At 66.3% G+C, this 23,099-nt stretch carries 23 protein-coding genes and 1 tRNA gene; 12 read left to right on the top strand and 12 right to left on the bottom strand.

The genetic code is table 11. From position 1 onward, the window contains the following. Positions 1 to 160: 160 nt before the first annotated feature. Together fixJ and M9978_RS19990 are read right to left on the bottom strand one after the other, a co-directional pair. Positions 161 to 772 carry a response regulator FixJ gene (gene fixJ, locus M9978_RS19995; RefSeq protein WP_254296326.1) on the bottom strand — a complete coding sequence of 204 codons (612 nt, stop codon included), beginning with the start codon at positions 770 to 772 and terminating at the stop codon, positions 161 to 163. Beyond that, on the bottom strand, positions 762 to 2,270 hold the full coding sequence (locus M9978_RS19990; RefSeq protein ID WP_436977206.1) for a PAS domain S-box protein: 1,509 nt from the start codon (positions 2,268 to 2,270) through the stop codon (positions 762 to 764). Before M9978_RS19990 ends, fixJ begins: the two co-directional genes overlap by 11 nt. A 135-nt stretch (positions 2,271 to 2,405) precedes the next feature. Between M9978_RS19990 and M9978_RS19985 the strand changes: the two genes are divergently transcribed. Together M9978_RS19985 and M9978_RS19980 are read left to right on the top strand one after the other, a co-directional pair. After that, on the top strand, positions 2,406 to 3,095 hold the full coding sequence (locus M9978_RS19985) for an alternative oxidase (RefSeq protein WP_254296324.1): 690 nt from the start codon (positions 2,406 to 2,408) through the stop codon (positions 3,093 to 3,095). Between the two features lie 54 nt (positions 3,096 to 3,149). Next, complete coding sequence (locus tag M9978_RS19980; protein WP_254296322.1) at positions 3,150 to 3,599, top strand: globin domain-containing protein; 450 nt, start codon at positions 3,150 to 3,152, stop codon at positions 3,597 to 3,599. Between the two features lie 46 nt (positions 3,600 to 3,645). On the opposite strand, the gene M9978_RS19975 is transcribed toward M9978_RS19980, so the two are convergent. Then, the gene (locus M9978_RS19975) at positions 3,646 to 4,032 is read right to left on the bottom strand and encodes a nuclear transport factor 2 family protein (protein ID WP_254296320.1); all 387 of its coding nucleotides are present in this window, start codon (positions 4,030 to 4,032) and stop codon (positions 3,646 to 3,648) included. A gap of 597 nt (positions 4,033 to 4,629) precedes the next feature. On the opposite strand from M9978_RS19975, the gene M9978_RS19970 reads away from it, so the two are divergent. The 3 genes from M9978_RS19970 (at position 4,630) to M9978_RS19960 (ending at position 7,126) form a co-directional block, all read left to right on the top strand. Continuing rightward, entirely contained in the window at positions 4,630 to 5,157 is a 528-nt protein-coding gene (locus tag M9978_RS19970; RefSeq protein ID WP_254296318.1) for a hypothetical protein, read from the top strand. Positions 5,158 to 5,264: 107 nt separating this feature from the next. After that, positions 5,265 to 5,588, top strand: coding sequence for a hypothetical protein (locus M9978_RS19965; protein ID WP_254296316.1), 324 nt, complete (start codon positions 5,265 to 5,267; stop codon positions 5,586 to 5,588). Between the two features lie 506 nt (positions 5,589 to 6,094). Next, positions 6,095 to 7,126, top strand: a complete 1,032-nt coding sequence (locus M9978_RS19960) for a hypothetical protein (protein WP_254296314.1) — start codon at positions 6,095 to 6,097, stop codon at positions 7,124 to 7,126. A gap of 150 nt (positions 7,127 to 7,276) precedes the next feature. On the opposite strand, the gene M9978_RS19955 is transcribed toward M9978_RS19960, so the two are convergent. Further along, a tRNA-Val gene (locus M9978_RS19955) sits at positions 7,277 to 7,351 on the bottom strand. A gap of 76 nt (positions 7,352 to 7,427) precedes the next feature. After that, complete coding sequence (gene cpdR, locus M9978_RS19950; protein ID WP_254296311.1) at positions 7,428 to 7,805, bottom strand: cell cycle two-component system response regulator CpdR; 378 nt, start codon at positions 7,803 to 7,805, stop codon at positions 7,428 to 7,430. Between the two features lie 101 nt (positions 7,806 to 7,906). Between cpdR and M9978_RS19945 the strand changes: the two genes are divergently transcribed. Further along, positions 7,907 to 8,749 (top strand): N-formylglutamate amidohydrolase, encoded by an 843-nt coding sequence (locus M9978_RS19945; RefSeq protein ID WP_254296309.1) that lies wholly within the window; start codon positions 7,907 to 7,909, stop codon positions 8,747 to 8,749. A 398-nt stretch (positions 8,750 to 9,147) separates the two neighbouring features. Here M9978_RS19945 and M9978_RS19940 read toward each other — a convergent pair whose 3' ends face one another. Continuing rightward, complete coding sequence (locus M9978_RS19940; protein ID WP_254296307.1) at positions 9,148 to 9,930, bottom strand: SapC family protein; 783 nt, start codon at positions 9,928 to 9,930, stop codon at positions 9,148 to 9,150. Between the two features lie 30 nt (positions 9,931 to 9,960). After that, a complete protein-coding gene (locus tag M9978_RS19935) occupies positions 9,961 to 11,406 on the bottom strand; it encodes an FAD-binding oxidoreductase (protein WP_254296305.1) in 1,446 nt (481 codons plus the stop codon). Positions 11,407 to 11,483: 77 nt separating this feature from the next. Here M9978_RS19935 and M9978_RS19930 point away from each other — a divergent pair, with 77 nt between their 5' ends. The 5 genes from M9978_RS19930 to M9978_RS19910 all read left to right on the top strand — a co-directional run bounded on the left by M9978_RS19930 (position 11,484) and on the right by M9978_RS19910 (position 16,813). Next, on the top strand, positions 11,484 to 11,960 hold the full coding sequence (locus M9978_RS19930) for a hypothetical protein (protein WP_254296303.1): 477 nt from the start codon (positions 11,484 to 11,486) through the stop codon (positions 11,958 to 11,960). Between the two features lie 92 nt (positions 11,961 to 12,052). Then, complete coding sequence (locus M9978_RS19925; protein WP_254296302.1) at positions 12,053 to 13,471, top strand: DEAD/DEAH box helicase; 1,419 nt, start codon at positions 12,053 to 12,055, stop codon at positions 13,469 to 13,471. Beyond that, positions 13,468 to 13,686, top strand: a complete 219-nt coding sequence (locus tag M9978_RS19920; protein WP_254296301.1) for a DUF1289 domain-containing protein — start codon at positions 13,468 to 13,470, stop codon at positions 13,684 to 13,686. The genes M9978_RS19925 and M9978_RS19920 overlap by 4 nt, the downstream gene beginning before the upstream one ends. Positions 13,687 to 13,713: 27 nt before the next feature. After that, the gene (locus M9978_RS19915) at positions 13,714 to 14,268 is read left to right on the top strand and encodes a biliverdin-producing heme oxygenase (RefSeq protein WP_254296300.1); all 555 of its coding nucleotides are present in this window, start codon (positions 13,714 to 13,716) and stop codon (positions 14,266 to 14,268) included. Continuing rightward, entirely contained in the window at positions 14,258 to 16,813 is a 2,556-nt protein-coding gene (locus M9978_RS19910; protein WP_254296299.1) for an HWE histidine kinase domain-containing protein, read from the top strand. Before M9978_RS19915 ends, M9978_RS19910 begins: the two co-directional genes overlap by 11 nt. Here M9978_RS19910 and M9978_RS19905 read toward each other — a convergent pair. Both M9978_RS19905 and M9978_RS19900 read right to left on the bottom strand, forming a co-directional pair. Next, positions 16,810 to 17,676 (bottom strand): S-methyl-5'-thioadenosine phosphorylase, encoded by an 867-nt coding sequence (locus tag M9978_RS19905; RefSeq protein WP_254296298.1) that lies wholly within the window; start codon positions 17,674 to 17,676, stop codon positions 16,810 to 16,812. The genes M9978_RS19910 and M9978_RS19905 overlap by 4 nt on opposite strands. A gap of 116 nt (positions 17,677 to 17,792) precedes the next feature. Beyond that, positions 17,793 to 19,193 carry an amino acid permease gene (locus tag M9978_RS19900; RefSeq protein WP_254296296.1) on the bottom strand — a complete coding sequence of 467 codons (1,401 nt, stop codon included), beginning with the start codon at positions 19,191 to 19,193 and terminating at the stop codon, positions 17,793 to 17,795. A 117-nt stretch (positions 19,194 to 19,310) separates the two neighbouring features. Between M9978_RS19900 and M9978_RS19895 the strand changes: the two genes are divergently transcribed. After that, positions 19,311 to 19,823 carry a rhodanese-like domain-containing protein gene (locus M9978_RS19895; RefSeq protein ID WP_254296294.1) on the top strand — a complete coding sequence of 171 codons (513 nt, stop codon included), beginning with the start codon at positions 19,311 to 19,313 and terminating at the stop codon, positions 19,821 to 19,823. Here the strand turns inward: M9978_RS19895 and M9978_RS19890 are convergent. The 3 genes from M9978_RS19890 to M9978_RS19880 are packed head-to-tail and all read right to left on the bottom strand — an operon-like array spanning position 19,820 to position 23,069. Next, entirely contained in the window at positions 19,820 to 20,464 is a 645-nt protein-coding gene (locus M9978_RS19890; protein WP_254296292.1) for an Isoquinoline 1-oxidoreductase subunit, read from the bottom strand. The genes M9978_RS19895 and M9978_RS19890 overlap by 4 nt on opposite strands. Then, the gene (locus M9978_RS19885; RefSeq protein ID WP_254296290.1) at positions 20,461 to 22,605 is read right to left on the bottom strand and encodes a xanthine dehydrogenase family protein molybdopterin-binding subunit; all 2,145 of its coding nucleotides are present in this window, start codon (positions 22,603 to 22,605) and stop codon (positions 20,461 to 20,463) included. Before M9978_RS19885 ends, M9978_RS19890 begins: the two co-directional genes overlap by 4 nt. Further along, positions 22,602 to 23,069, bottom strand: a complete 468-nt coding sequence (locus M9978_RS19880) for a (2Fe-2S)-binding protein (protein WP_254296288.1) — start codon at positions 23,067 to 23,069, stop codon at positions 22,602 to 22,604. The genes M9978_RS19885 and M9978_RS19880 overlap by 4 nt, the downstream gene beginning before the upstream one ends. Positions 23,070 to 23,099: the final 30 nt, after the last annotated feature.

Here is a 23,099-nt window from a genome sequence, read left to right as displayed (position 1 = left end):
GCCATGACAAGTTCCTCTTCCTGAAGGAACATCCATGGTCTGACCGCTATGCCATCCGCCCAAAGCTTATGAGTATCGCGCTACCTCGCCCAACGCGACTCTCCCGCGAAGCGGGTTCGTGCAATGGGGCGCTTAGCCGCCATGGGTAAGCGCGCCCTTGCTAGGGCAAGCGAGCGACTGTGACCATTCGCACCAGATCGGACAACGTCCTCGCCTGCATCTTGAGCATGACGTTGGCGCGATAGACCTCGACCGTGCGTGCGCTGATCCCGAGGTCGAAGGCAATCGCCTTGTTCGCATCGCCGCGCGCCAGCCCCTCCATCACCTCGCGCTCGCGGCCGCTCAGTGCGGCGATGCGCTCGAGGACCGCCTGGCGTTCGCCGCGCGCCGCGTCGTCGCCGGCCTGCGCCGCCAGCGCCTTGCGGATCGCGGCCAGCATGATTTCGTCATCGAACGGTTTTTCGATGAAGTCGGCGACCCCGGCATGCATCGCCTGGATCGCCAGCGGGACATCGGCATGGCCGGTGATGACGATCACCGGCACGCTGGCGCAGCGCCGCTTCATCTCCTCGACCAGCTCGATCCCGCTGCGTCCGGGCATGCGCACGTCAGTGACGATGCATGCGCCAGCGAGCGGCGGAGAAGCTGCCAGAAACGCGTCTGCGGAAGGGAAAGCGCGCACGCGGATCTCAGCGCAGTCGAGCAGGAATTCGAGCGAATGCCGCGCCGCCTCGTCGTCGTCGATCACATAGACGATCGGGTCACTCGTCATCATATAGCTCCTCTTGCCCCACGCGGCGGAGCGTCAGTTCGAATACCGCCCCGCCACCCTCGCGCGCGCGCGCGCAGATGCGTCCGCCATGCGCCTCGACGATCGTGCGAGAGATCGACAGGCCGACGCCCATGCCGGTGCGCTTGGTGGTGACAAAGGGCTGGAACAGGCGGTCGGCTACTTCCGGATCGATCCCTGGCCCGGTATCGGCGACGATAACCTCCGCCATGTCGTCCTCCGCTGGCGCGATCGTGATGGTGAGTTCCCGCAGCGGACTTGTTGCCGCCGTCATCGCATCGACCGCGTTGCGCACCAGGTTGAGCAGCACCTGCTGAATCTGCACCTTGTCCGCCAGCACCAGATCGACCTCCGGGCTGAAATCATAGCGCACGCGAATGCCATGTTCCTTGACCCCGACCAGCGCGAGCGCGCTCGCTTCCTCGACCAGCTTGGGCAGGCTTTCGACCGCGCGCTCGGTCTCGCCACGCGCGACGAATTCGCGCAGCCGGCGGATGATATCGCCCGCGCGCAACGCCTGTTCGCCGGCGCGCTCGATTGCGTCGCCGATCCGATCTAGCGGCACGTTGTCGCGCGCGAGCAGCATGCGACTGCCCTTCAGATAGTTGGCGATGGCCGACAGCGGCTGGTTAAGCTCATGCGCTAGCGCCGATGCCATCTCGCCCAGCGCGGTGAGGCGCGAGACGTGCACCAGTTCGGCCTGCAATTCCTGCAGCCGCGCCTCGGCCTGCTGGCGCTCGGTCAGGTCGCGTATGAAGCCGGTGAAATGGCGCTGGCCGCCGACGCGCATCTCGCCCACCGCCAACTCCAGTGGAAAGGTCGAGCCGTCCCTGCGCGCGCCGACCACGACGCGGCCCTTGCCGATGATGCGCTTTTCGCCGGTATCGTAATAGCGCGCGAGATAGCCGTCATGCGCGCTGCGATAGGGGTCGGGCATCAACAGGCTGACGTTGCGCCCATGCACCTCGTCCGCCTCCCAGCCGAACATGCGCGTCGCCGCAGGGCTGAAGTCGCGGATCAGCCCGCCCTCGTCGATCACCACGATCGCGTCGGGCACGGTGTCGAGCAGCGAGCGCAGATGTGCCTCGCGCCGCGCCAGCCCCTCGGTCACGCGCTCGGCCTCGGCGCGGGCGCGCTGAAACCACTCGCCGCCGAGCGCAATCGCGCAGCCGATCGCGACGAACGCGCCGGACGCGATCCAGCTGCCCGCCGCAACCGGCCCGATCATGCGGTCGCACCACAGGCCGACAGCGGCGCCCGCGATGCTCGCCACCACGCCCGCGCGCAAGCCGCTCAAGGCACTGGCCAGCACGACAGCGGGTACGAAGAAGATATAGGTCGCGCGCTGCCCCAGCTCGGCCGCGAAGGCGATCCGCACCCCCGCGCCCAGCGCGACGGCGAGCGCCGCCAGCGCCAGCGTCACCAGCAGCGGCGGCGACGGAATGATCGTATGGCGCAGGGGCAGGCGCGGCGGGTTCACGCCCCTCTCATGCCGGTTCGCCGCGCCGAACGCCACCTCCGGAAAACTACGTAGGGACATGATCCGAATTTCGGCGCGTCCGCCATCGCCCTAGTCCGGCGTCACACGAAACGCAGACCGAACCGGAGACGACCGATGATCCCACCCTATATCGACCTTGGCGTCCATCATCAGCCCAAGGGGCTGTCCGACCGCATCGCATTCGGCTTCACCAAGCTGTTGCGCTGGACCGCCGACACCTTCTTTGCCGAGCGCTATGGCCACCGCGCCGTGGTGCTGGAAACGGTCGCGGCGGTCCCGGGCATGGTCGGCGCGACAATCACGCATTTGTCCTGCCTGCGCCGCATCTGTGACGACAAGGGCTGGATCAGGACGCTGATGGACGAGGCCGAGAACGAGCGCATGCACCTGATGACGTTCATCGAAATCTCGAAGCCGACCTGGTTCGAGCGCGCGGTGATCATCGGCGTGCAGTGGGTGTTCTACCTGTTCTTCTTCGGCCTCTACCTCGTCAGCTCGAAGACCGCGCACCGCGTCGTCGGCTATTTCGAGGAAGAAGCGGTCATCAGCTACACGCACTACCTAGCCGAGATCGACGAGGGCCGCAGCCCGAACGTGCCCGCGCCGCAGACCGCCAAGGATTACTGGAACCTGCCCGACGACGCGACGCTGCGCGATGTCGTGCTGGTGGTCCGCGCCGACGAGGCGCACCACCGCGACGTCAACCACGGCTTCGCCAACGAGCTCTCCGGCCTGCCGAGCGGCCCGGTCGCCGATTGCCCGCCGCACGTCGCGCTCGAGCCGATCTGGAAGAAGGCGGCCTGACCGCTCCCGGGGCGCGGTCAACCGCGCCCCATCCGTTTGCCGGAGTAGAATTCAATGCGCACGCTCTCGCTCGACGCCCTGGCCATCGTCAAAGCTACCGCTCCCGCGCTGGAAAAGCACGGTGTCGCCATAACCACGGCCATGTACCGGCGCCTGTTCGGAAATTCTGAGATCGAGGCGTTGTTCGACCGCGCCGCGCAGGTCAGCGGCGAGCAGCCCCGCCGCCTTGCTGGCGCGATCCTCGCTTATGCGAAAAACATCGACAGGCTGCAAAACCTCGGGTCGACGGTCGAGCGCATGGTGCTGCGCCACGTCCAGACGGGTGTGAAGGCCGAGCACTATCCGCATGTCGCCGCCGCGCTGCTGCCCGCGATCCGCGAGGTGCTGGGCGACGACGTAGCTACAGACGAGGTGCTGGCCGCGTGGGGTGAGGCCTATTGGATGCTCGCCGACATACTGATCACGGCCGAGGCGCGAGCTTATGAAAGCGCCACAGCCGCATGACGCGATCCGCGGCGATGTGCGGGAGGCGCGAAGCCGCAGCTTGATTTCACGAAAGCGTCAGGAACAGCTCGGCCTCGATGCGCCATACGGCATCCCGCTTCCGCCACTTGGCCGTATAGATGCCGCCAGCTTGATGAACGCCGCCCAGCGTCGTTCCGGTCCAGTCTCCCTGCTCGAAGGCGATCGGCTTTACCGGGGAGACCGTGATCGTATGCGGTGTGCGGACATAGATCGAGCGGCTGGGCGCCGCGAACTCGCGTTTCCAAGCCGCGAGCTGGGCGGCACGGCCTGACAGCGCCGCGCTGTCAGTGCCGGCGACCAGTATCGCGGTCGATGCAAGGATCGGCCCGATCGCAGGAAGGTCGCCGGCTGCCAGTGCCCGATTGAAGGCGGCGCGCTGCAGGCGGATGTCGAGTTCGGCTCCGGTATGCATCGGGAGGCAGCTACTACACGGCGCTGTACCCGCAAAGGCGGCGTCATGTCGATCAGAACAGGCTCGCCTTGTCCAACCCGAACGCCTTGTCTTGTGAGCCGGGCACTGACCGGAACGCGATCGATGCACGGTTCCCCCAAGCCCGCGGCACTTTCGGAATGGCCAATACGGTGCAAATGTCTGCGATGACCTCTTTGTTGACCGGCAGCTAGCGGACGCGCACGGCCAAGGAAGCCACCCTGCCTGATCGGCATGGTCCCCCGGGCGCTGCCGCCTGCGGGCGCAGCGCAACGCGCTCGCGCGCTCTTCAACAACGTTGTTGTTGAGAGAATAGGTTGAAGGGAAAAGGTATGCAGCTTCAAGCTCGCCCCGGCGGAGCCTACCGGCTCGGACACTAATAGTTCGTAAACGCCATCCGCTTGGAAGCGGCAATTTTCCGTTCCTCCATTCTTTCCGGAACTGACTTCAATCCTTGGGTAGCAACTGCCCCAAGGACGCCCTCTGCGCGTCTGCGCAATGCGTGAGAAGCCGTTTTCCGATCCAGTGCAGTGCCCCGCCGTGCGTGGGGAAAATAGGCTCGAACAGGAAGGAAGTTATATGATCGAAGAACTGCAACGCCAACAGGAGGCGGTCGCGCAATACATGGGTGCCTTCGCGCAACTCCTATCCGGTCAACCAGGACGGCACGACGAATTCATCGACAAGGTCGATCTTCTGATTGCCGGCAGCGAGCCAAATGCGCTCCGATTGATGCAGTTCACCAACCGCGTCCGCACAACCCAACGTCCCGTCATCTGGATCCACTTCATGCATGAGGAGCCCAACGTGCCACAGATCGGGCTTGTCGCCGCGGCCGGGGGTCAGGTCCACATCATGGAGAACTGCATGCTCTGGCTATCCAAGCGTGACAGTCGTGCTCGCCTGGTTCCTGACAGCTTCAAACTCGGCGCCTACCAGTTTGACGATGAGTTGCGTCTGCGTCGCCTGCAAAAAGCACCCGCGCGCAACTTCAAGGCAGCACGACCGGCCATGATCCGAGCCTACGACCGGTTGCTCGAGATCCAGGCCGAACAACGGCAACGCGGCGATGAGTTTCGACTGCCTGAATTGGCAAGGGCCGCCTGAATGCTGGCATTGCCGAGTGGGTTCCCCGCTCGGCAATAGCTTCAGGCGTCGCGCCGCATTCTAAGCTGAGGCCGGCATGGAGGCGGCAACTCTGATGGAGCACGGCGGTGACAACGGTATACGAGATGAAGGCATTCAAGTTCGAGCACGATCCGATATTGCAGCGGCTCGTACGAGATCTGGCCGAAGCAGGGACGATGACTGTCCAGGAGATGATCGATGCAGCCTATCGGGCCGGTTTCGACGGCCGAGCTACCGCGACCGAGATCGGCATCCTCCTCATGGATGGTGAGCTGAAGCCAGCGCATCCAACCGAACGCACTTCAGGTGGCACTGTGGTCGAGCCGGTTGTCCCGTCTCGAAAACCGAACCCACAACAGTCTCTTGAGACTAGCAAATTGGCCGCGTTCTGGATCGCGGAACGCTCATGACAGTGACGCCTACGACTGCTGACAGCGAAAAAGCGGCCGAGTAGGGGCTCGTATCAGACGGGCAGATCAGGCTCTGATCGTAACCGTTCGATAGATCGACGCGGCATCTTGGACCGGCAACTCAGCAGTGCCGAACACTGCGTTGATTGGCCTCCTCTCGACGCAGAGGAATCTCCCGAGAGGGCTTGGTCAATCGCGCCGTCGAGCACTGACACAGATGCCTTTTTATCAGAGCGCTGGCAGCGTCATCTCGCCACAACGCGTTCTCAATGAACTTGCGGAGGACATCATCTTCGCTGACTTTTCACCCCTGAATGAACAACGAGCGGCTCCAGGGCCTTGAAGGTCGTCCTCTGGGTTCGGAGGAAATTTGAGGCCGCAGCAGCGGGCACGACGGGCCGGACACCTTAGGCTTCGGCTAAGCGACCAGTCCCAATTTATCAACAACGCATGCTTAGCAGATCGCCGGTAGCGATAAGCCGACCATCAGAGAGGGGTTCAGGACCATGGAACTTGCGAATGCGACTTCTTCCATTCGACCACGCGATACCAATGTCGGATCGGGGGCGGTCTCCGAGGTTTTTAGTGCCCTCGAGGGCCTCGTTGTGCAGGCCAACGCGACCAGGCAAAACCTTGATCAACTGGCTCCTTTCGAGATCGCGGATGCCCGCACGCATGCATATGACGTGCACATCCGCGCGGCCGCACTGATCGAGACGGGCGTTGATTTCCGGTATGTGATCAATGTGCGAGACAAATGCGAGCCACTCTCCTCCGGTTTGATCAGCGAAATCTTGCAGGCAGCCGACGAGTTCTGCTCGATCGAAGATCTGAATGCGGCAGGCGCCGCGGTGCGGACCGCTGCCGATGCTGGCATTCATTCCGTCTCAGGATCTGTGCATCCGGCTAGGTTGGTCGCGATCGGACTCGCGAAGTTGCGTTGGAACGTTGGGTTCAGCTTCATCGCCGACGTGAAGATGCTTGGTGATGATCTGAAATGGGGTGTTGATCAGGTCGAGAGCGCTAGCCTTGAAGACTTGCAGGACCAAGTTGCCAAGCTGGCCGAACGGCATGCTCGCCGGGAAGCCGTATTATTCCGAGCGAACGCTTCTGGGGGCGACGCATGGATCGATGCCACCGCGGCCAAAATCTTGGAAGTTTCTGATCTCTCGCTCAATGAGGCGCTGGCGCTGATACGCGATGACGATGATCATCACATCAGTCTCAGCAGCTCGGACGTCGGGGGAGCATTTGCCGGACTATATTGGGATAATGGAGTCCTCAAAGCGTGGATCAATGACGGTGTGCAAGACTGGAGTTTCCAAGACAGCAGCCTTTCGCTGAATGTCGAAGGCATCCCCCAAACTGTCATCGGCTCACTCCCGGGCAAGCGCTTGGGTCAGCTGGTCGAGCATAGGTTCATACCTGCACAATCGGTCATCACGAAAGTCGCGCAGACAGGCGACTGGATCGACCTTGAGCTGGTAACCGCCCAAACGCCCATTGCGGTAGGGGACAATGACCGCTTGGCATACTGACCGCCGGGCTTCAACATTCGCCACGAACCTATTTCGTTCCAGCTATGTTCGACCGATACACCGGAGTCACACCGGACCGCTTTCGAAAGCAATCCTACCTCCGAGCATTTGAAAAGCCCGCTAACCCATTGGGCTAGCGGGCTTTTATGATGGTGGGCGTGGCAAGGATTGAACTTGCGACCCCTGCGATGTCAACACAGTGCTCTACCACTGAGCTACACGCCCACTGCGCCTTGCGGCGAATCTCGGGAAGCGGCGCTTTAGCGGGGGGCCGTCCCCCATGCAAGCCGCGCCTAAAAACTTAGTTGCGGCTCGGCACCCGCTCCATCTCGAACAGCCGGTCGACCTCCAGCACCAGGTCACGCAGGTGGAACGGTTTGGACAGCACGCGCGCGTCGGGCACCTGCTTGCCGGCGCGCAGCGTCACCGCGGCAAAGCCGGTGATGAACATCACGCGCATGTCGGGCGCGATCTCGCCGGCCTTCTGCGCCAGTTCGATCCCATCCATCTCGGGCATGACGATGTCGGTCAGCAGCAGGTCGAAGCGTTCGGTCTGGATCAGCGGCAGCGCCGCGGTGCCGCGGTCGACCGCGGACACGGCATAGCCCGAGCGCTCGAGCGCACGCGTCAGATACTCGCGCATCACCCGGTCGTCCTCGGCCAGAAGAATCCTGATCATCGCCACCCCGTCGTCCAGCCGCTATTCTATGCGCCAAGGGCTTAAGATTTTCCAGCCACGCGTGCGTTGCGCGCGCGCAGTCCGCCGCATAGGGTCGCGGCGTGAGTTCCGGCGCCCCGCCCTTCACCCGTCACGGTCCGGCCGAGCCGGTGTCGCCGGTGGTCCTTTCCGTGCCGCATGCCGGGCGCGACTATCCGCTGCCGCTGCGCGCCGCGCTGCGCGTGCCGCTGCCCACGCTGCTCCCGCTCGAGGACCGCCACGCCGATACGCTCGCGCTCGCCGCGCATGGCGGGGAGACGCTGATCGTGGCGAATCGCGCGCGGGCGTGGATCGACCTCAACCGCGCCGAGCATGAGCGCGATTCGCGCGTCGACGACGGCGCCGAGCCGGTGCCGGAGGGCGCGCAGTCGCTCAAGCTGCGCAGCGGACTCGGCCTCGTGCCGCGTCGCGCGGGCGGGGCGGAGCTGTGGCGGCGGCGCTTCGCCGACGAGGAAGTGCGCGAGCGCATCGTGCGCGATCACCGCCCGTTTCACGCCCTGATCGCCGACGCGCTCGCCGCGGCGCAGGCGCGGTTCGGGGTCGCGGTGCTGCTCGACATCCATTCGATGCCCCCGCTCGCCAGCGGCGGCGCGCGCATCGTGATCGGCGACCGGTTCGGGCGCTCGGCGGCGAGCCGGTTCGTCAGCCGGATCGAGGGCGTCGCCCATGCCGCGCGGATCCGCACTGCGGTCAACACGCCCTATGCCGGCGGCCATGTGCTCGACCGCCACGCCGATCTCGGCCGCAACATCCATGCGCTGCAGATCGAGGTCGACCGCACGCTCTACCTCGACCGCAAGCGCGACCAGCCCGGCCCGGGCTTCGACGCCGCCGCCGCGCTGCTGCGGCGGATCATCGATGCGGTCGCGGACGAAGCGCTGCCGCTGGCCGCGGCGGCGGAATAGAATCGTTTTCCGCTAATGCGGAAGCGGCACCGGCCCGCTCCCCCACCCGGCCACCCATAGGATACTGGCGTTGGGTGGCCGGGTGGGGGAGCGGGCCGGTGCCGCAACCTTCAAAAGCGCCCAAGAAAAAACCGCCCGGTGTTACCACCGGGCGGCCAAGGTTCAGGGAGGAGACACGCCCGAGGGCGTGCCGCACGGTCCCGCGAAAGGGGGGACACGAAACCGTACTAAACAACATATAGGAAAGCTTGACCGTGTCTTCAAGGCCACATCTCGAAATGCGACGAGTCGAGTGGAAATGACCGGCAAGACCTTCATTCGCAGGCGTAAAATGCAAAACCGCCGGCACGCGACCCATGTGGGGCGCGTACCGGCGGTTCGCAATCGCTCGAAAAGAATCAGGCCGCAGGCTGTTCCTGCTGCGCGACCGCACCCTGCTGCATCTGACGCCCGAAAATTTCGCGCATCAGGTTGAGCGAGAAGAGGTGCGCATAGATCAGCGGCAGCATGCCGTTCTGGACGATCTTGCGCAGCTGGTCGCCGCGCATTTCGTTGAGCTTGTTCTCGTCGATCATCTGGAAGCCGCGATAGATGTACGGCTGCGCCGCGCCATCGGGCTGGATCGAGACTTCGCCGTCCATCAGCAGGCCGAGCTCCTTGAGCTCCTTCATGAACGCGTTGGTCTTCTGCCCGGCGATCTCGAAGTCCTCGTTGAACTTGAGCACCTGCTGGACCAGCTCGCTCGGCTTGCCGTCCTCGAACAGCGCCTCGCCTTCCTCGAAATCACCGATCGAGTCGGAGGTCGGGTCGAAGCACAGCGACAGTTCTTCCGCATCCGGGCGCAGCCGCGCCAGCATGTAGGGATAGCGGCGGATATAGGCCGGGATGTAGAAGGGCTCGTTCTCGCGGAACTTGCCGTCGGCGTCGAAAAAGACGTTGATGCCCTCGTTGAGGCCCATCAGCCCGAGCGGCACCGGTTCGTCGCCCATCGAGAACACGATCGGCAGGTAACGCTGCACCAGCGGAAATTCCTCGACCGTCAGCGGCACCGCATGCTGCTTGGCGAGGAACGGCGCCGTCTCGGCGCGGCGAATCTTGTAATTGGCGTGCAGATCGCTCGAAAGCGGCTGCAGGTCGTTGTAGAAGAGCGGAAGCCCCTGAGCTTGCGGCGCGCTGGCCATGGAAATCTCCTGAATTCGAATTGGCGCCGTCTATTGATCCGCACCGTCCGGCGCAAGGGAAACGAGCTTGCCCGGATTGAACAGATTGCCCGGATCGAAGGCGCGCTTGATCGCCTTTAGCGCATGCATTCGCGCGGGCGAAGACAAACGCGCCAGTTCGTCACGCTTCATCTGACCGATGCCATGTTCCGCCGAGATCGAGCCGCCCGCCGCGACGACGAGGTCATGCACGAACGGGCTGATCACGCCGGAATGGCGCGCCGCCCAGTCCACCGGACTGTCCGCGGGCGCGCGGACGTGGAAATGCACATTGCCGTCGCCGAGATGCCCGAATGCGCCGGCGCTCGTGCCCGGGAACGCCGCTTCGACCGCCTTCGCGCCGTCGATCATGAAATCCGGCATGCCCGCCACGGGCACCGAAATGTCGTGCTGCAACGCCGGGCCGCTGGCGCGCTCGGCTTCGGAGATCGAGTCGCGAATCCGCCAGAACGCCTCGGCTTGCGCCTCGCTCGCCGCGATCGCCGCGTCACGCGCCAGTGCGCGTTCGAATGCCGCCGCGAGCAGCCGCTCGAGCAAGGCGGCGGGTGGCTCGGCGTCCGCACCGGTGGCGACGGCTTCGATCAGCACATGCCAGGGATGCGCACCGGCCAATGGCGCACGCGTGCCCGGAATATGCTGCAACACCAGGGCAAGCGAATGCGCCGGGACGATCTCGAAGCTCTCGATCGCCTCCGCCGCGCCCTCCATCGAGCGCAACAGTTCGAGCGCGGCATGCGGCGACTCGACCCCGGCCCACGCCACCGCGCGCGCCATCACCGCAGGGACGAGCCGCAAACTCGCGGCGGTCACCACGCCGAGCGTCCCCTCCGCGCCGATCAGCAGCTGATTGAGGTCGTAGCCGCGATTGTCCTTCTTGAGCGCGGCCAGCCCGTCATGGACCGATCCGTCGGGCAGCACCGCCTCCAGCCCCAGCACCAGCCCGCGCATCGTGCCGAAGCGCAGCACCTGCGTCCCTCCGGCATTGGTCGAGACCAGCCCGCCCACCGTTGCGCTGCCCTTGGCGCCGAGCGTCAGCGGAAAGCGGCGCCCCTGCGCCAGCGCCGCGTCGTGCAGGTCGGCGAGGATCACCCCAGCCTCGACCTCAGCCAGATTTTCCGCCGCGGCCAGCCGCCGCACGCGGTTCATCCGCCGCAGCGACAGGATCAGCGCCGATCCGTCGGCAGGCGGCGTCGCGCCGCCGACCATCGACGTATTGCCGCCCTGCGGCACCAGCGCCACGCCGAGCTTAGCCGCCAGGGTCACGATCGCAGCGACCTCGTCCGTCGAACCCGGCTGCAGGATCGCCGCCGCCTCGCCATGATAGCGCCCGCGCCAGTCGCCCAGCCAGGGCGCGATGGCGTCGCGGTCGGTCACCGCCGCCTTCGGCCCGAACCGCGCGGTCACCGCCTCGACCAGTTGCCGCTGTGCATCGCTCATGCGGCGCGGGCTATCATGACGCGGCACCGCCTACAATTCATGCACTGTTCAAGCGTCGCCGCTATTGGCAACATGACATGGTGAACCTGCTCGTCGTCGCTGCCGCGTTGCTGCTGCCGCCCGCTGCCCTGCCCGATCCGGGCCGGACGAGCGCGCCGGCGTCGCTCAATGGCATGCGAGTCGCGCAGGTGCGGATCCAGCAGCATATCGTCATCCGCGTCCCCCGCCCCGATGCGATCCGCCGCATCTCCGCCCCCGCTGCGCCGCTCCCGCCGATCGCCTGGGTCGAAAAGGACTCGGACAAGTGTGTGCAGATGAACCGGCTGGCCGGCGCCGCGATCACGCGTTCCGACAGCGTCGATCTGGTGATGGCGGGCGGCAAGCGCATCCGCGCCAAGCTGGGCAAGGAATGCCCCGCGCTCGATTTCTATTCGGGCTTCTATGTCAAGCCGACCAAGGACGGCATGGTCTGCGCCAAGCGCGACACCTTCCGCTCGCGCGCCGGCGGCGAATGCCAGATCAAGTCGTTCCGCACGCTCATCCCCGAGCGGTAAGAACACCAACTTTCCTTGACTTTGCGCGCTATTTCCTCAATGCGCCGCGCTAACTGTGGCCGGGCTTGCGCCCGCTTATTCCGGACAACTTGATGAGCTTTGCCGATCTCGGCCTCTCCGACGAATTGCTGAAGACGGTCGAAGCGTCCGGCTATTCGGAACCGACGGCGATTCAGCGCCAGGCGATCCCGTCGGTGCTGATGATGCGCGACCTGATCGGCATTGCCCAGACCGGCACCGGCAAGACGGCCAGCTTCGTGCTGCCGATGATCGACATCCTGTCCGAAGGCCGCAGCCGCGCGCGGATGCCGCGCAGCCTGATCCTCGAGCCGACGCGCGAGCTGGCCGCGCAGGTCGCCGAGAATTTCGAGAAATACGGCAAGAACCACAAGCTCAGCATGGCCCTCCTCATCGGCGGCGTGCAGATGGGCGATCAGGTCAAGGCGCTGGAGAAGGGCGTCGACGTCCTCATCGCGACGCCCGGCCGGCTGATGGACCTGTTCGAGCGCGGCAAGATCCTGCTGACCGGCTGCAATCTGCTGGTGATCGACGAGGCCGACCGCATGCTCGACATGGGGTTCATTCCCGATATCGAGAATATCTGCACCAAGCTGCCCGCGAACCGCCAGACGTTGCTGTTCTCGGCGACGATGCCGCCGCCGATCAAGAAGCTGGCCGACAAGTTCCTGTCGAACCCCAAGACGATCGAGGTCGCGCGCCCCGCCTCGACCAACACCAACATCACCCAGCGGCTCGTGCCAGTCGGGAACAGCGCCGCCGCCAAGCGCGAAACGCTGCGCAAGCTGCTCGAGCGCGAGGATGTGCGCACCGCGATCATCTTCTGCAACCGCAAGACGACGGTGCGCGAACTCAACAAGAGCCTCAAGCAGCACGGTTACCGCTCGGCCGAGATCCATGGCGACATGGACCAGTCGTCGCGCATCGCCGAGCTCGACCGGTTCAAGGCGGGCGACGTCAACATCCTGGTGGCGTCCGACGTCGCGGCCCGTGGGCTCGACATCAAGGGCGTGAGCCACGTCTTCAACTTCGACGCGCCGTGGCACCCGGACGATTATGTCCACCGCATCGGCCGCACCGGCCGCGCTGGCGCGACCGGCACCGCCTATACCTTGGTTTCGAGCGCGGACGCTGAGGCGATCGAGAATATCGAGAAGCTGCAGGGCACCAAGATCGAGCGCTTCGGCGAGCTGCCGGCCGGCGAGCCGGAGGAAGCGAAGAAGCCGCGCGGCCGCAAGGCCAGGAACGAAAAGCCCAAGGCCGAAAAGCCGAAGCCCGAGTCCAAGGCGGAAGCGAAGCCCGAAGCGCCGCGCGAAGCCCGCGAGGAGCCTCGCCGTGAGCCGCGGCCCGCCGACCCGCGCACGCCACGCGCCGAGGAACGCCCCCGCCGCGACCGCAGCCGCGACCAGCGTGGCGCCAACGAGGATGGGGGTCCCGACGAGGGCTGGAACGGCCCCGTTCCCGACTTCCTGCAGTTCACGATTCCGGCGTGAGTCCAGCGCCTGAAGACGAGGATTTCCTCGACTTCACCCCGTTGCCCGCCGTCGCCAGCCCCTGCGTCAGCATCTGCCGCATGCGCCGTGACGGGCTGTGCGAAGGCTGTGGCCGCACGCTGGGCGAGATCGCCGAATGGTCGCTCGCAAGCGACGAGCGACGGCGCGAAATCCTCGCGCGGATCGGGCACTGGGCCGCTGCCCCCTTGCGCTGACTTGATACCGCGCCGACAGCCGATGCGATGACCGATTCCCCCGACGCCCGCCACGCCCTGCGCGCCGCCACCGCCGCCGACCACGAGCGAGTCGATCGCGCCTTCTCCGCCTTCGATCTGACGACGCGCGAAGGCTATTCGGGCTTTCTGCGCGCTCAGGCCCATGGCTTCCTGCCGGTCGAAGCCGCGATCGACGGTGCCGGGCCGCATGACATCGTCCCCGACTGGCCCGCGCGCCGCCGCTCGCAATCGCTGCTCGCCGACCTCGACGCGCTCGGCGTGACCCCGCCGGACACGGCCAGCCGCCCTTTATTTCGCAGCCGTGAGGAAATTTTGGGCGCGATCTACGTTCTGGAGGGATCACGCCTGGGCGGCAGGATGCTCGCGCGATCGGTTCCTGCCGATTTTCCCCGCGCCTTCATCGGCTCCAGCGATGCGGGAATGTGGCGGACGTTGATCGAGATACTGGACAAGTTGTTGATTTCGGACGAGCAACGGACGGCTGCCAGCGATGGCGCCCGCAGCGTGTTCGCCCTGTTCGAAGCGGGCGCCCGGCAGGAAGGGACCCAGCTTGGCCGATAGCCGAACCGTCGACCTCACCAATTGCGACCGTGAGCCGATTCACATTCTGGGTTCGATCCAGCCCGTCGGGTTCCTGCTCGCGCTGACCGCCGACTGGATGGTGGCGCGCGCATCCGCCAATCTCGACCAATATCTGGGTCAGGCGCCGGCCGACGTCATCGGCAAGCCGATCCACGAGGTGTTGCTGCCCGGCGCGATCCACGAATTGCGCAACCGCACCGCACTGCTGCGCGGGCCGGATTCGGTCGAGCGGCTGTTCGGGATCCGGCTGACCGAGGCGGACACCCGGTTCGACATCGCCGTCCATCTGTCCGGCGGCAACGTCGTGATCGAGGCCGAGCCGACGAGCGGCGAGCATGGCGACGTCACCGGCATGGTGCGCTCGATGATCGCGCGGCTCGACCAGTGCGGCGATCTCGCCACTTTCTTCCGCGAGGGCGCGCGTCAGGTCCGCGCGCTGGTCGGGTTCGACCGGGTGATGGTCTATCGCTTCGCGACCGACGGCTCCGGCGAGGTCGTGGCCGAAGCGTGCAAGCCCGGAATTGGCCGCTTCCTCGGTCTGCACTATCCGGCGAGCGACATCCCGGCGCAGGCGCGCATCCTCTACACGCGCAACCTGCTGCGCGTGATCGCCGATGTGGACGCCGTGCCGGTGCCGATCGAACCGCAGCTCGACGCTGCGGGCGAGCCGCTCGACCTGTCGCTCTCGCTGCTGCGCTCGGTCTCGCCGATTCACATCGAATATTTGAAGAACATGGGCGTCGGCGCATCGATGTCGATCTCGATCCTCGTCGACGGCAAGCTGTGGGGCCTGTTCGCCTGCCACCATTATTCGCCGCGCTGCCCGAGCTTCGAGCGGCGATCGGTCACCGAATTGTTCAGCCAGATGTTCTCGATGCGGCTCGAAAGCCGTGAGCGCCAGCAGACCGTCGAGTTCGAACGCCGCGCGCGCGATATCTCCGACCAGCTATTGGGCGCGGTGGCATCGGACGAGACGCTGCTGCGCGATCCCGACTGGCTCGCCGACATCCTGACCCACGCGATTCCGGCCGATGGCGTCGGCGTGTGGCTGGCCGGCAATTACGCCTTTTCGGGCATCACCCCGCCGACCGAGGATTTCCGCCGCATCGTGCGCGCGCTCAACGCGACCGCGGCGGGCAAGGTCTATGCGACCGACCATATCGGAACGCTGATCGCCGATGCGGAAAAGTTCGCCGACGGCACCGCCGGCCTGCTCGCCATCCCGATCTCGCGATCCCCGCGCGATTATGTCGTGCTGTTCCGCTCGGAACTGGTGCGCTCGGTGCGCTGGGCCGGCGATCCGCACAAGCCGGTCGAATATGGCCCCAACGGCCCGCGCCTGACCCCGCGCGAGAGCTTCGAAGAATGGAAGGAGCTCGTGCGCGGCCGCTCGCAGCCCTTCACCGCATCCGAGCTGCGCGTCGCCGAGACGCTGCGCGCGACGCTGATCGAAGTGGTGCTGCGACTCTCCGACGAAGCGTCGGCCGAGCGCCAGCAGGCGAGCGCGCGGCAGGAGCTGCTCATCGCCGAGCTCAACCATCGCGTGCGCAACATCCTCGGCCTGATCCGCGGGCTGATCCGCCAGTCACAGCCGAGCGACGCGGCGGTCAAATCCTTCGTGAAGGTGGTCGATGGCCGCATCCATGCACTCGCCCGCGCGCACAACCAGATCACCGAGGATCATTGGGGCCCCGCCTCGCTTCAAGCGCTGATCGATGCCGAGGCGGCCGCGTTCATCGAGGATGGCGAGCGGCTGGTCGGCGAGGGCGAGCCGGTGCTGCTCAATCCGCAGGCCTATTCGACGATGGCGCTGATCCTGCACGAACTGGTCACCAACTCGACCAAATATGGCAGCCTGTCGGTGCCGGAAGGCTCGGTACGGCTAGGCTGGGCGCGCACCGAGCGCGGCGACCTCGAAATCCACTGGCGCGATGTCGGCGGGCCGGCCGTGCGCAAGCCGTCACGCAAGGGCTTCGGCACCACGATCATCGAACGCTCGGTGCCTTATGACCTCGGCGGTGAAGCACGCGTGCGCTACGAGAAGGCTGGCTTCGAGGCCGATTTCTGCATTCCCGCGCGTCATGTGTCCGAGCCGCGCGACCCGAACGGACCGGCGATCCGCTTCGCCCGTACCAGCCCCGGGCACCGCGAGGAGCCGCCTGCCGACCTGCTCGCCGGCCAGCGGCTGCTGCTGGTCGAGGACAGCCTGATCATCGCGCTCGACGCCGAGGATATCGCGACGCGGCTCGGCGCCGACGACGTCGTCACCGCCGCCTCGGTCGATGCCGCGCTCGACCTGATCGCCGCGTCGCCGCCGACCGTCGCGATCCTCGACATCAACCTCGGCAACGGCAACAGCTTCCCGATTGCCGACGCGTTGCTCGGCCGCGACGTGCCCTTCATGTTCGCCACCGGCTATGGCGAGCAGGCGCAATTCCCCGACCAGCACCGCGGCCGCCCGGTGGTGCAAAAACCTTATACGATCGAGAATGTCGCGAGGGCGCTCGCGGAGATGCTGAGCTAACCCAGCGCGCGTCCGGCCACTGCGTCGAGCTTGGCCAGCAGCGCCGGATCGCGGACATTCGGCGCGGTGATCAGCGCGGTATCGAGGCAGGTGTCGATCGGCGACGCCTCGCGCGTCTCGGGCAGCGCACGCAGCAGATTCACCACCATCGCCCGCGCCTTTTCGGCATTGGCCGACAATTGCGCGATGATCTGCGCGACATCGACCGCGTCCTCCTCCTCGCGCCAGCAATCATAGTCCGTGACCATGCCGACCAGCGCATAGGGCAGCTCAGCCTCGCGCGCGAGCTTGGCCTCGGGCATCGCGGTCATGCCGATCACGTCGCAACCCCAGCTGCGATAGAGATGGCTCTCCGCGCGCGTCGAGAATTGCGGCCCCTCCATCGCGAGATAGGTCCCGCCGCGATGCACGCTCGCGCCTGCCGCCTCCGCCGCATCGGCGGCGAGCGCGGACAAGCGCGGGCATACCGGATCGGCCATCGAGACATGCGCGACCATGCCGGTGCCGAAGAAACTCGACGGGCGTCCCTTTGTGCGGTCGATGAACTGGTCGACCATGCTGAACGTCCCCGGCGCGCGCGCCTCGGTCAGCCCGCCGACCGACGATACCGCCAGCACGTCGGTGACGCCGAGCCGCTTGAGGCAGTCGATATTGGCTCGGGCGTTGAGCGCCTCGGGCGAGATGCGGTGCCCGCGCCCGTGCCGCGGCAGGAACGACACGCGCGCGGCCCCAAGCCGCCCGGTGAAGATTTCGTCAGACGGCTCACCCCAGGGTGAGGTTACGCTCACCCATTCGCCGCCCTCGATCCCCTCAACCCCGTACAGTCCCGATCCGCCGATGACCCCGATATGCCAGCCGCTCATATCATCCTCGTTCGTTGGCCGCGCCGGCCCGCTCCCCCACCCGGCCACCCACTCAGTGTATCTTATGGGTGGCCGGGTGGGGGAGCGGGCCGGTGCGGCGATTCAGCGAAGCTGAATCAAAGTGTAATCCGGCGCCGGGCATAGGCGAAGTAGATGACAACGCCGAGCGCGTTCCAGATCAGGAAATAGAGCTGGGTCTTGCTCGGCAGGCTCAGGAACAGATAGCCGCAGCCCAGCACCGCGACCGCCCCGACCAGCGCATAGAGCGGCGTTCGGAACACGCGTGGCGCGTCCGGCGCGCGGCGGCGCAGCACCATCATGCATACGGCCACCGCGGCGAAGGCGAGCAGCGTCCCGGCATTGGCGAGCGCCGCGATCTCTTCGATCGGCAGCAACCCGGCGATGATCGCGACGATCACCGCGGTGAACACCGTGATCCGCACCGGCGATCCGCGCGACGACACCTTGGCCAGCGCCACCGGCAGCATCCCGTCTCGCGCCATCGTGAAGAAGATGCGGCTCTGCCCGAACAGAAAGCCGAGCAGCACGGTCGGCAAGGCGATGATCGCGCTGACGGCAAGGAAGGTCGAGAAACCCGGCTGTCCCAGCTCGCGCAGGATCAGCGCCAGCGGCTCGGGGCTGTTGGCGAAGCTCGCGAATGGCGCCGCGCCGACCGCCGCCACCGCGACCAGCATGTAGATCGCGACGCACGCGATCATCGATCCGACGATGCCGATCGACAGGTCTCGGCCGGGATTTTTCGTCTCTTCCGCCGCGGTCGAGATCGCGTCGAAGCCGTAAAAGGCGAAGAAGATGATCGCGGCCGCCGCCATTACCCCGCGCTCGACCCCGTCAGGCGACACGCTCTTGGCGAAGCCGAACGGCATGAACGGCTCGAAATTGGCACTGTCGAGCGAGGGCAGCGCCACCGCGACGAACACCGCCAGCGCGATGATCTTGACCACCACAAGTCCCGCATTGAGCGTCGCGCTCTCCTTGGTGCCGAACGACAGCAGCGCCGCGACCACGGCGATGATGAAGATCGCGGGCAAATTGACGATGCCATCGGCATGCGGCCCGGCCATCAGCTCCATCGGCACGCCGAACCACGCTTGCAGCAACGGCGCGGCATAGCCCGACCAGCCGACCGCGACCGCGCTCACCACCAGCGAATATTCGAGGATCAGGCTCCACCCCACCACCCAGGCGACGATCTCACCGAGCACGGCATAGCTATAGGTATAGGCGCTGCCCGAGGCGGGCATCATCGTCGCCATCTCGGCATAAGCCAAAGCAGCAGCGGCGCAGATCGCCCCGGCGATGACGAAAGACAGGATCACCGCCGGTCCCGCCTTGCCCGCACCGACCCCGATCAGCGTCAGGATGCCGGTGCCGACGATCGCGCCGACGCCAAGCGCGATCAAATGCGGCCAGCTCAATGTCGCCGCCAGCCGATGCTCGGGCGCATGCTCGGCCGCCGTCTTCACCGCCTTTGTCCGAAACAGTCCGTTGGCCATCCTCGCCCCCATTGCCAGACGCCAGTGGTGCGCTCGCCGCTGCCTTCGCGTCAACGGTTCATCCAGCGCTCAGCCAGCGAGGCGCAGCTTCGTTACGCCACGGCAATGGAGAGTGTCATGCACCGCCGCGCCTTCTTCGCCACCCTCGGGGTTACCGCCGCCGCGCCCGCGCTCGCGCAGGTCAAGGCGACCGACGGCCTCAACCCGCAGATCGACTATGCGGGCTTCACCCGCCTCACCGCCGATGTCCGCCAGCTGCGCGCGAAACGGCTGCTGCCGTTCGCGCAGTTCAAGCGGCAGGCCGCGTCGCGCAGCACGCTGCTGCTCGACGCCCGCTCCGAAACCGCCTTCCGCGAGGGGCATATCCGGGGAGCGGTCAACCTGCCGCTGCCCGATTTCAACGCCGAGTCGCTGGCCGGGACGATCGGCAAAAACCCGGCCCGCCCGATCCTGATTTACTGCAACAACAATTTCTCGAATCGCGTCCGTCCTGTGCCGATGAAGGCCGTAGCGCTCGCGCTCAATATCCAGACCTTCATCAACCTCGTCGGCTATGGCTATTCCAACGTGTGGGAACTCGCCGACGTGATCGACTTCAACGATCCGAAGGTGGAGTGGATCACCGCCTAAGCCGGGCACTTCGCCCCTGAATCGATCCACGCCTTGGTCAGCGCGCCGAACTGCGCCTGCGTCCCCGGCGCGGGCGTCCGCCCCGGCCCCGGATTCCAGCCCCAGCCGACCAAAGTATCGCTCGCATTATGCTCGTGGATCTGCGCCAGCGTCTTGCCGCCGTTGCGTGTCCGGTCCTTGAGCTGCTCGCAAATCTCTCGCAGCGACTTGCCCTGCCACGCCATCGAGGCGGGCGCCAAATGCCACAGCGGATGCCCCGGAATGCTGCCCGTGCCGTTGGCGAAGGCGACGTTGCGCGGGCCGTGGCAGGTCGAGCATTGCAGCCCCGGTGCGCCCTCGCCCTTGGCGTTGCCGCGCGTCACCGGCGGCTCGTGCAGCGCCATTGCGTCGCCTTGCGTCGGACGGTCGGTGCGCGGGTGGCAATTGAGGCAGCGCGGATGCGTCAGCACCTTGCCCATCTCGGTGAAGATCGCCGCCGAGCGCGCGCCCGGATCGGCGATCGAGGCGAATGTGCTGGCGGGCTGCAACGTCGCGGGCGGCACCGATTGCCCCGAGGCGACGACGGCGGCGGGCAGCGCGACCGCCGACACGGCGAGCGCGGCGAAACCCAAATTCCGCGGGTTCATGCCCCGGCCCTTCATGAATTATCTCCATGCGCGAACGGAAGTCTTCGCACCGCCTTCCCCGTCAGCTTGCGCCACGCATTGGCCACCGCCGGCGCGATCGGCGGCACGCCCGGCTCGCCCACGCCGGTCGGCTTTTCCTGGCTGTCGATGATCGCCACCTCGACATCGGGCATCTCGCCGATGCGCAGCGAACGGTATTTGTCGAAATTGGTCTCCTGCACCTGACCGCCTTCGCCCAGCGTGATCTCGCCATAGAGCGCATGGCCGAGGCCATAGCCGATCCCGCCCTCCATCTGCGCACGGATGATATCGGGGTTGACCGCGATCCCGCAATCGACCGCGCACCACACCTTGTGCACCTTGGGCAGCCCATCGGCGCCGACCGACACCTCGGCGACCTGCGCGACATAGGAGTCGAAGCTCTCATGCACCGCCACGCCCAGCGCGCGGCCCTTCTTCACCGCCCGCTTGCCGAAGCCGGATATCTCGGCGGCCTTGCGCAGCACGCCTGCCGCGCGCTCGTGCTTGAGCAGCGCCAGCCGCCCGTCGACCGGATCCTGGCCCGCCATCGTCAGCAATTCGTCGATCACCGTCTCCTTGACGAAGGCGGTGTGCGTGTGCCCGACCGATCGCCACCACAGCACCGGCACCTTCGTATCCATCAGATGCTGGCCGAGCCGGAAATTGCCGATCTTGTACTGGCTGGTGTCGTTGGCGCCTTCGACCATATTGCCGTCGACGCCGTCCTTGATCCCCATCGCCTCGAACGGCGTGCCCTTCATGATCGACTTGGCGACGATCACCTGATCCCATCCGGCGATGCTGCCCGCGCCATCCAGCCCGGCCTGCACGCGATGCACCGTCATCGGGCGGTAATAGCCGCCGGTCAGGTCGTTCTCGCGGCTCGCCACCACCTTGACCGGCGCGGCGAAGCCATAGGCGCGCGCGCACGCCGCCGCCTCGGTCCCGTCGAACATCACCGGCGTCGCGCGGCGACCGAAGCTGCCGCCGGCATAATGCTGGATCAGCTCGCTCTTCTCGAACGGCACGCCCGCCACGCCGCAGATCGCGCGCATCTCGCCGACCTGGAACTGGCTCCCGGCATGCACCGCGATCCCCTCGCCCTTTTTCGCGATGACATAGTCCATCGTCTCCATCGGACCGTGGGCGAGGAAGGGGAAATAGAAGGTCGCATCGATCTTCCTCGCCGCCGCCGCCAGTGCCGCCGCGGCATCGCCCGATGCCTCGACCTGCCTGCCCGGCGTGCGCGCCGCCGCGCTATATTCGGCGAACATCTGCGCCGAGGAGCGTGTCTCGGCCTTGCTCAGATCCCAGTCGACCTCGAGCGCCGCCGCGCCGCGCTGCGCAGCCCAGGTGTCGCGCGCATAGACCGCGACGCCGCTCGGGATCGGCTTGACGTCGATCACGCCGGGAATCGCCTTGGCCGCCCCGGCCTCGACCTTCTTCACCGTCGCGCCGAACGCGGGCGGACGGCGCACCGCGGCATGGACCATGCCGGGCAGCCGCACATCCTGCGTGAACAGCGCCGAGCCGTCAGTCTTGGGCTTGCTGTCGACCTTGGCGAAGGTCTTGCCGATATAGACGAACTTGTCGGGCGTCTTGAGCGTCGGGTTCTGCGGCACCGGCAGCACCGCCGCGTCGGCCGCCAGCTCGCCAAAGCCCGCCTTGCGCTTGCCCGAGCTCACCACCCCGTTCGCCACGCTCACCGCGCTCGCCGGCACGCCCCAGCGCTTCGCCGCCGCCTCGACCAGCATCGCACGCGCCGCCGCGCCCGCCATGCGCATCTGCATCCAGCTCTCGCGGATCGCGCTCGATCCGCCGACGCCCATCGTACCGAAGGCGAGGTTCTTGTAGAGCGGGTCGTTGGCCGGCGCGAAGGCGATGCGCATCTGGTCCCACGCCGCATCCATCTCGTCGGCGATGATCGTCGTCACCCCGGTCGCCGGCCCCTGGCCGAACTCGACATGCTTGTGGATCACCGTGACGAGCCCGTCGGTGCCGACGCGCACGAACGCGTTGGGCTGGAGCGGCGCGCTCATCGCCTGCGCCCGCGCGCCGCCCAGCGGCAGCGTCAATCCGATCGTCAGTCCGCCCGTCCCGGCGAGAAAGGCGCGGCGGTTCGCGACGGCGGTCATGCCCGTGCTCCCTTCACGCCGGCGGCGTCCTTGATCGCCTGCCGAATGCGGACATAGGTCGCGCAGCGGCAGATATTGCCGGCCATGGCGTTGTCGATATCGGTATCGCTCGGCCTGGGCTTGGCGGTCAGCAGCCCGATCGCGGACATCACCTGCCCCGACTGGCAGAAGCCGCATTGCGGCACGTCGATCGCGACCCAGGCGGCCTTAACCGCCTCGGCGGTCTTGCCCGCGACGCCCTCGATCGTCGTCACGGCCTTGCCCGCGACCATCCCCACCGGGGTCACGCACGAGCGCCGGTTCTTGCCGTCGAGATGCACGGTGCACGCGCCGCACTGCGCGACGCCGCAGCCATATTTGGTGCCGGTGAGCCCGAGATGATCACGCAACACCCACAGCAAGGGGGTCTCGGGATCGCCGTCGAACGCGGCAGGCTTGCCGTTGAGCTGAAAACTGGTGGTCATGAAAACGCCCTCCGCAAGAGGTCACGGGCG

The organism is Sphingomonas tagetis, assembly GCF_024211275.1.
Lineage (GTDB): Bacteria > Pseudomonadota > Alphaproteobacteria > Sphingomonadales > Sphingomonadaceae > Sphingomonas > Sphingomonas tagetis.
This window is presented reverse-complemented; position numbering and strand designations above follow the sequence as displayed.

Coding starts and splice junctions, on each gene's coding strand:
- fixJ (WP_254296326.1), bottom strand. CDS start 772: ATGACGAGTGACCCGATCGTCTATGTGATCGACGACGACGAGGCGGCG.
- M9978_RS19985 (WP_254296324.1), top strand. CDS start 2,406: ATGATCCCACCCTATATCGACCTTGGCGTCCATCATCAGCCCAAGGGG.
- M9978_RS19980 (WP_254296322.1), top strand. CDS start 3,150: ATGCGCACGCTCTCGCTCGACGCCCTGGCCATCGTCAAAGCTACCGCT.
- M9978_RS19975 (WP_254296320.1), bottom strand. CDS start 4,032: ATGCATACCGGAGCCGAACTCGACATCCGCCTGCAGCGCGCCGCCTTC.
- M9978_RS19970 (WP_254296318.1), top strand. CDS start 4,630: ATGATCGAAGAACTGCAACGCCAACAGGAGGCGGTCGCGCAATACATG.
- M9978_RS19960 (WP_254296314.1), top strand. CDS start 6,095: ATGGAACTTGCGAATGCGACTTCTTCCATTCGACCACGCGATACCAAT.
- cpdR (WP_254296311.1), bottom strand. CDS start 7,805: ATGATCAGGATTCTTCTGGCCGAGGACGACCGGGTGATGCGCGAGTAT.
- M9978_RS19940 (WP_254296307.1), bottom strand. CDS start 9,930: ATGGCCAGCGCGCCGCAAGCTCAGGGGCTTCCGCTCTTCTACAACGAC.
- M9978_RS19935 (WP_254296305.1), bottom strand. CDS start 11,406: ATGAGCGATGCACAGCGGCAACTGGTCGAGGCGGTGACCGCGCGGTTC.
- M9978_RS19930 (WP_254296303.1), top strand. CDS start 11,484: ATGGTGAACCTGCTCGTCGTCGCTGCCGCGTTGCTGCTGCCGCCCGCT.
- M9978_RS19925 (WP_254296302.1), top strand. CDS start 12,053: ATGAGCTTTGCCGATCTCGGCCTCTCCGACGAATTGCTGAAGACGGTC.
- M9978_RS19915 (WP_254296300.1), top strand. CDS start 13,714: ATGACCGATTCCCCCGACGCCCGCCACGCCCTGCGCGCCGCCACCGCC.
- M9978_RS19905 (WP_254296298.1), bottom strand. CDS start 17,676: ATGAGCGGCTGGCATATCGGGGTCATCGGCGGATCGGGACTGTACGGG.
- M9978_RS19900 (WP_254296296.1), bottom strand. CDS start 19,193: ATGGCCAACGGACTGTTTCGGACAAAGGCGGTGAAGACGGCGGCCGAG.
- M9978_RS19895 (WP_254296294.1), top strand. CDS start 19,311: ATGCACCGCCGCGCCTTCTTCGCCACCCTCGGGGTTACCGCCGCCGCG.
- M9978_RS19890 (WP_254296292.1), bottom strand. CDS start 20,464: ATGAAGGGCCGGGGCATGAACCCGCGGAATTTGGGTTTCGCCGCGCTC.
- M9978_RS19885 (WP_254296290.1), bottom strand. CDS start 22,605: ATGACCGCCGTCGCGAACCGCCGCGCCTTTCTCGCCGGGACGGGCGGA.
- M9978_RS19880 (WP_254296288.1), bottom strand. CDS start 23,069: ATGACCACCAGTTTTCAGCTCAACGGCAAGCCTGCCGCGTTCGACGGC.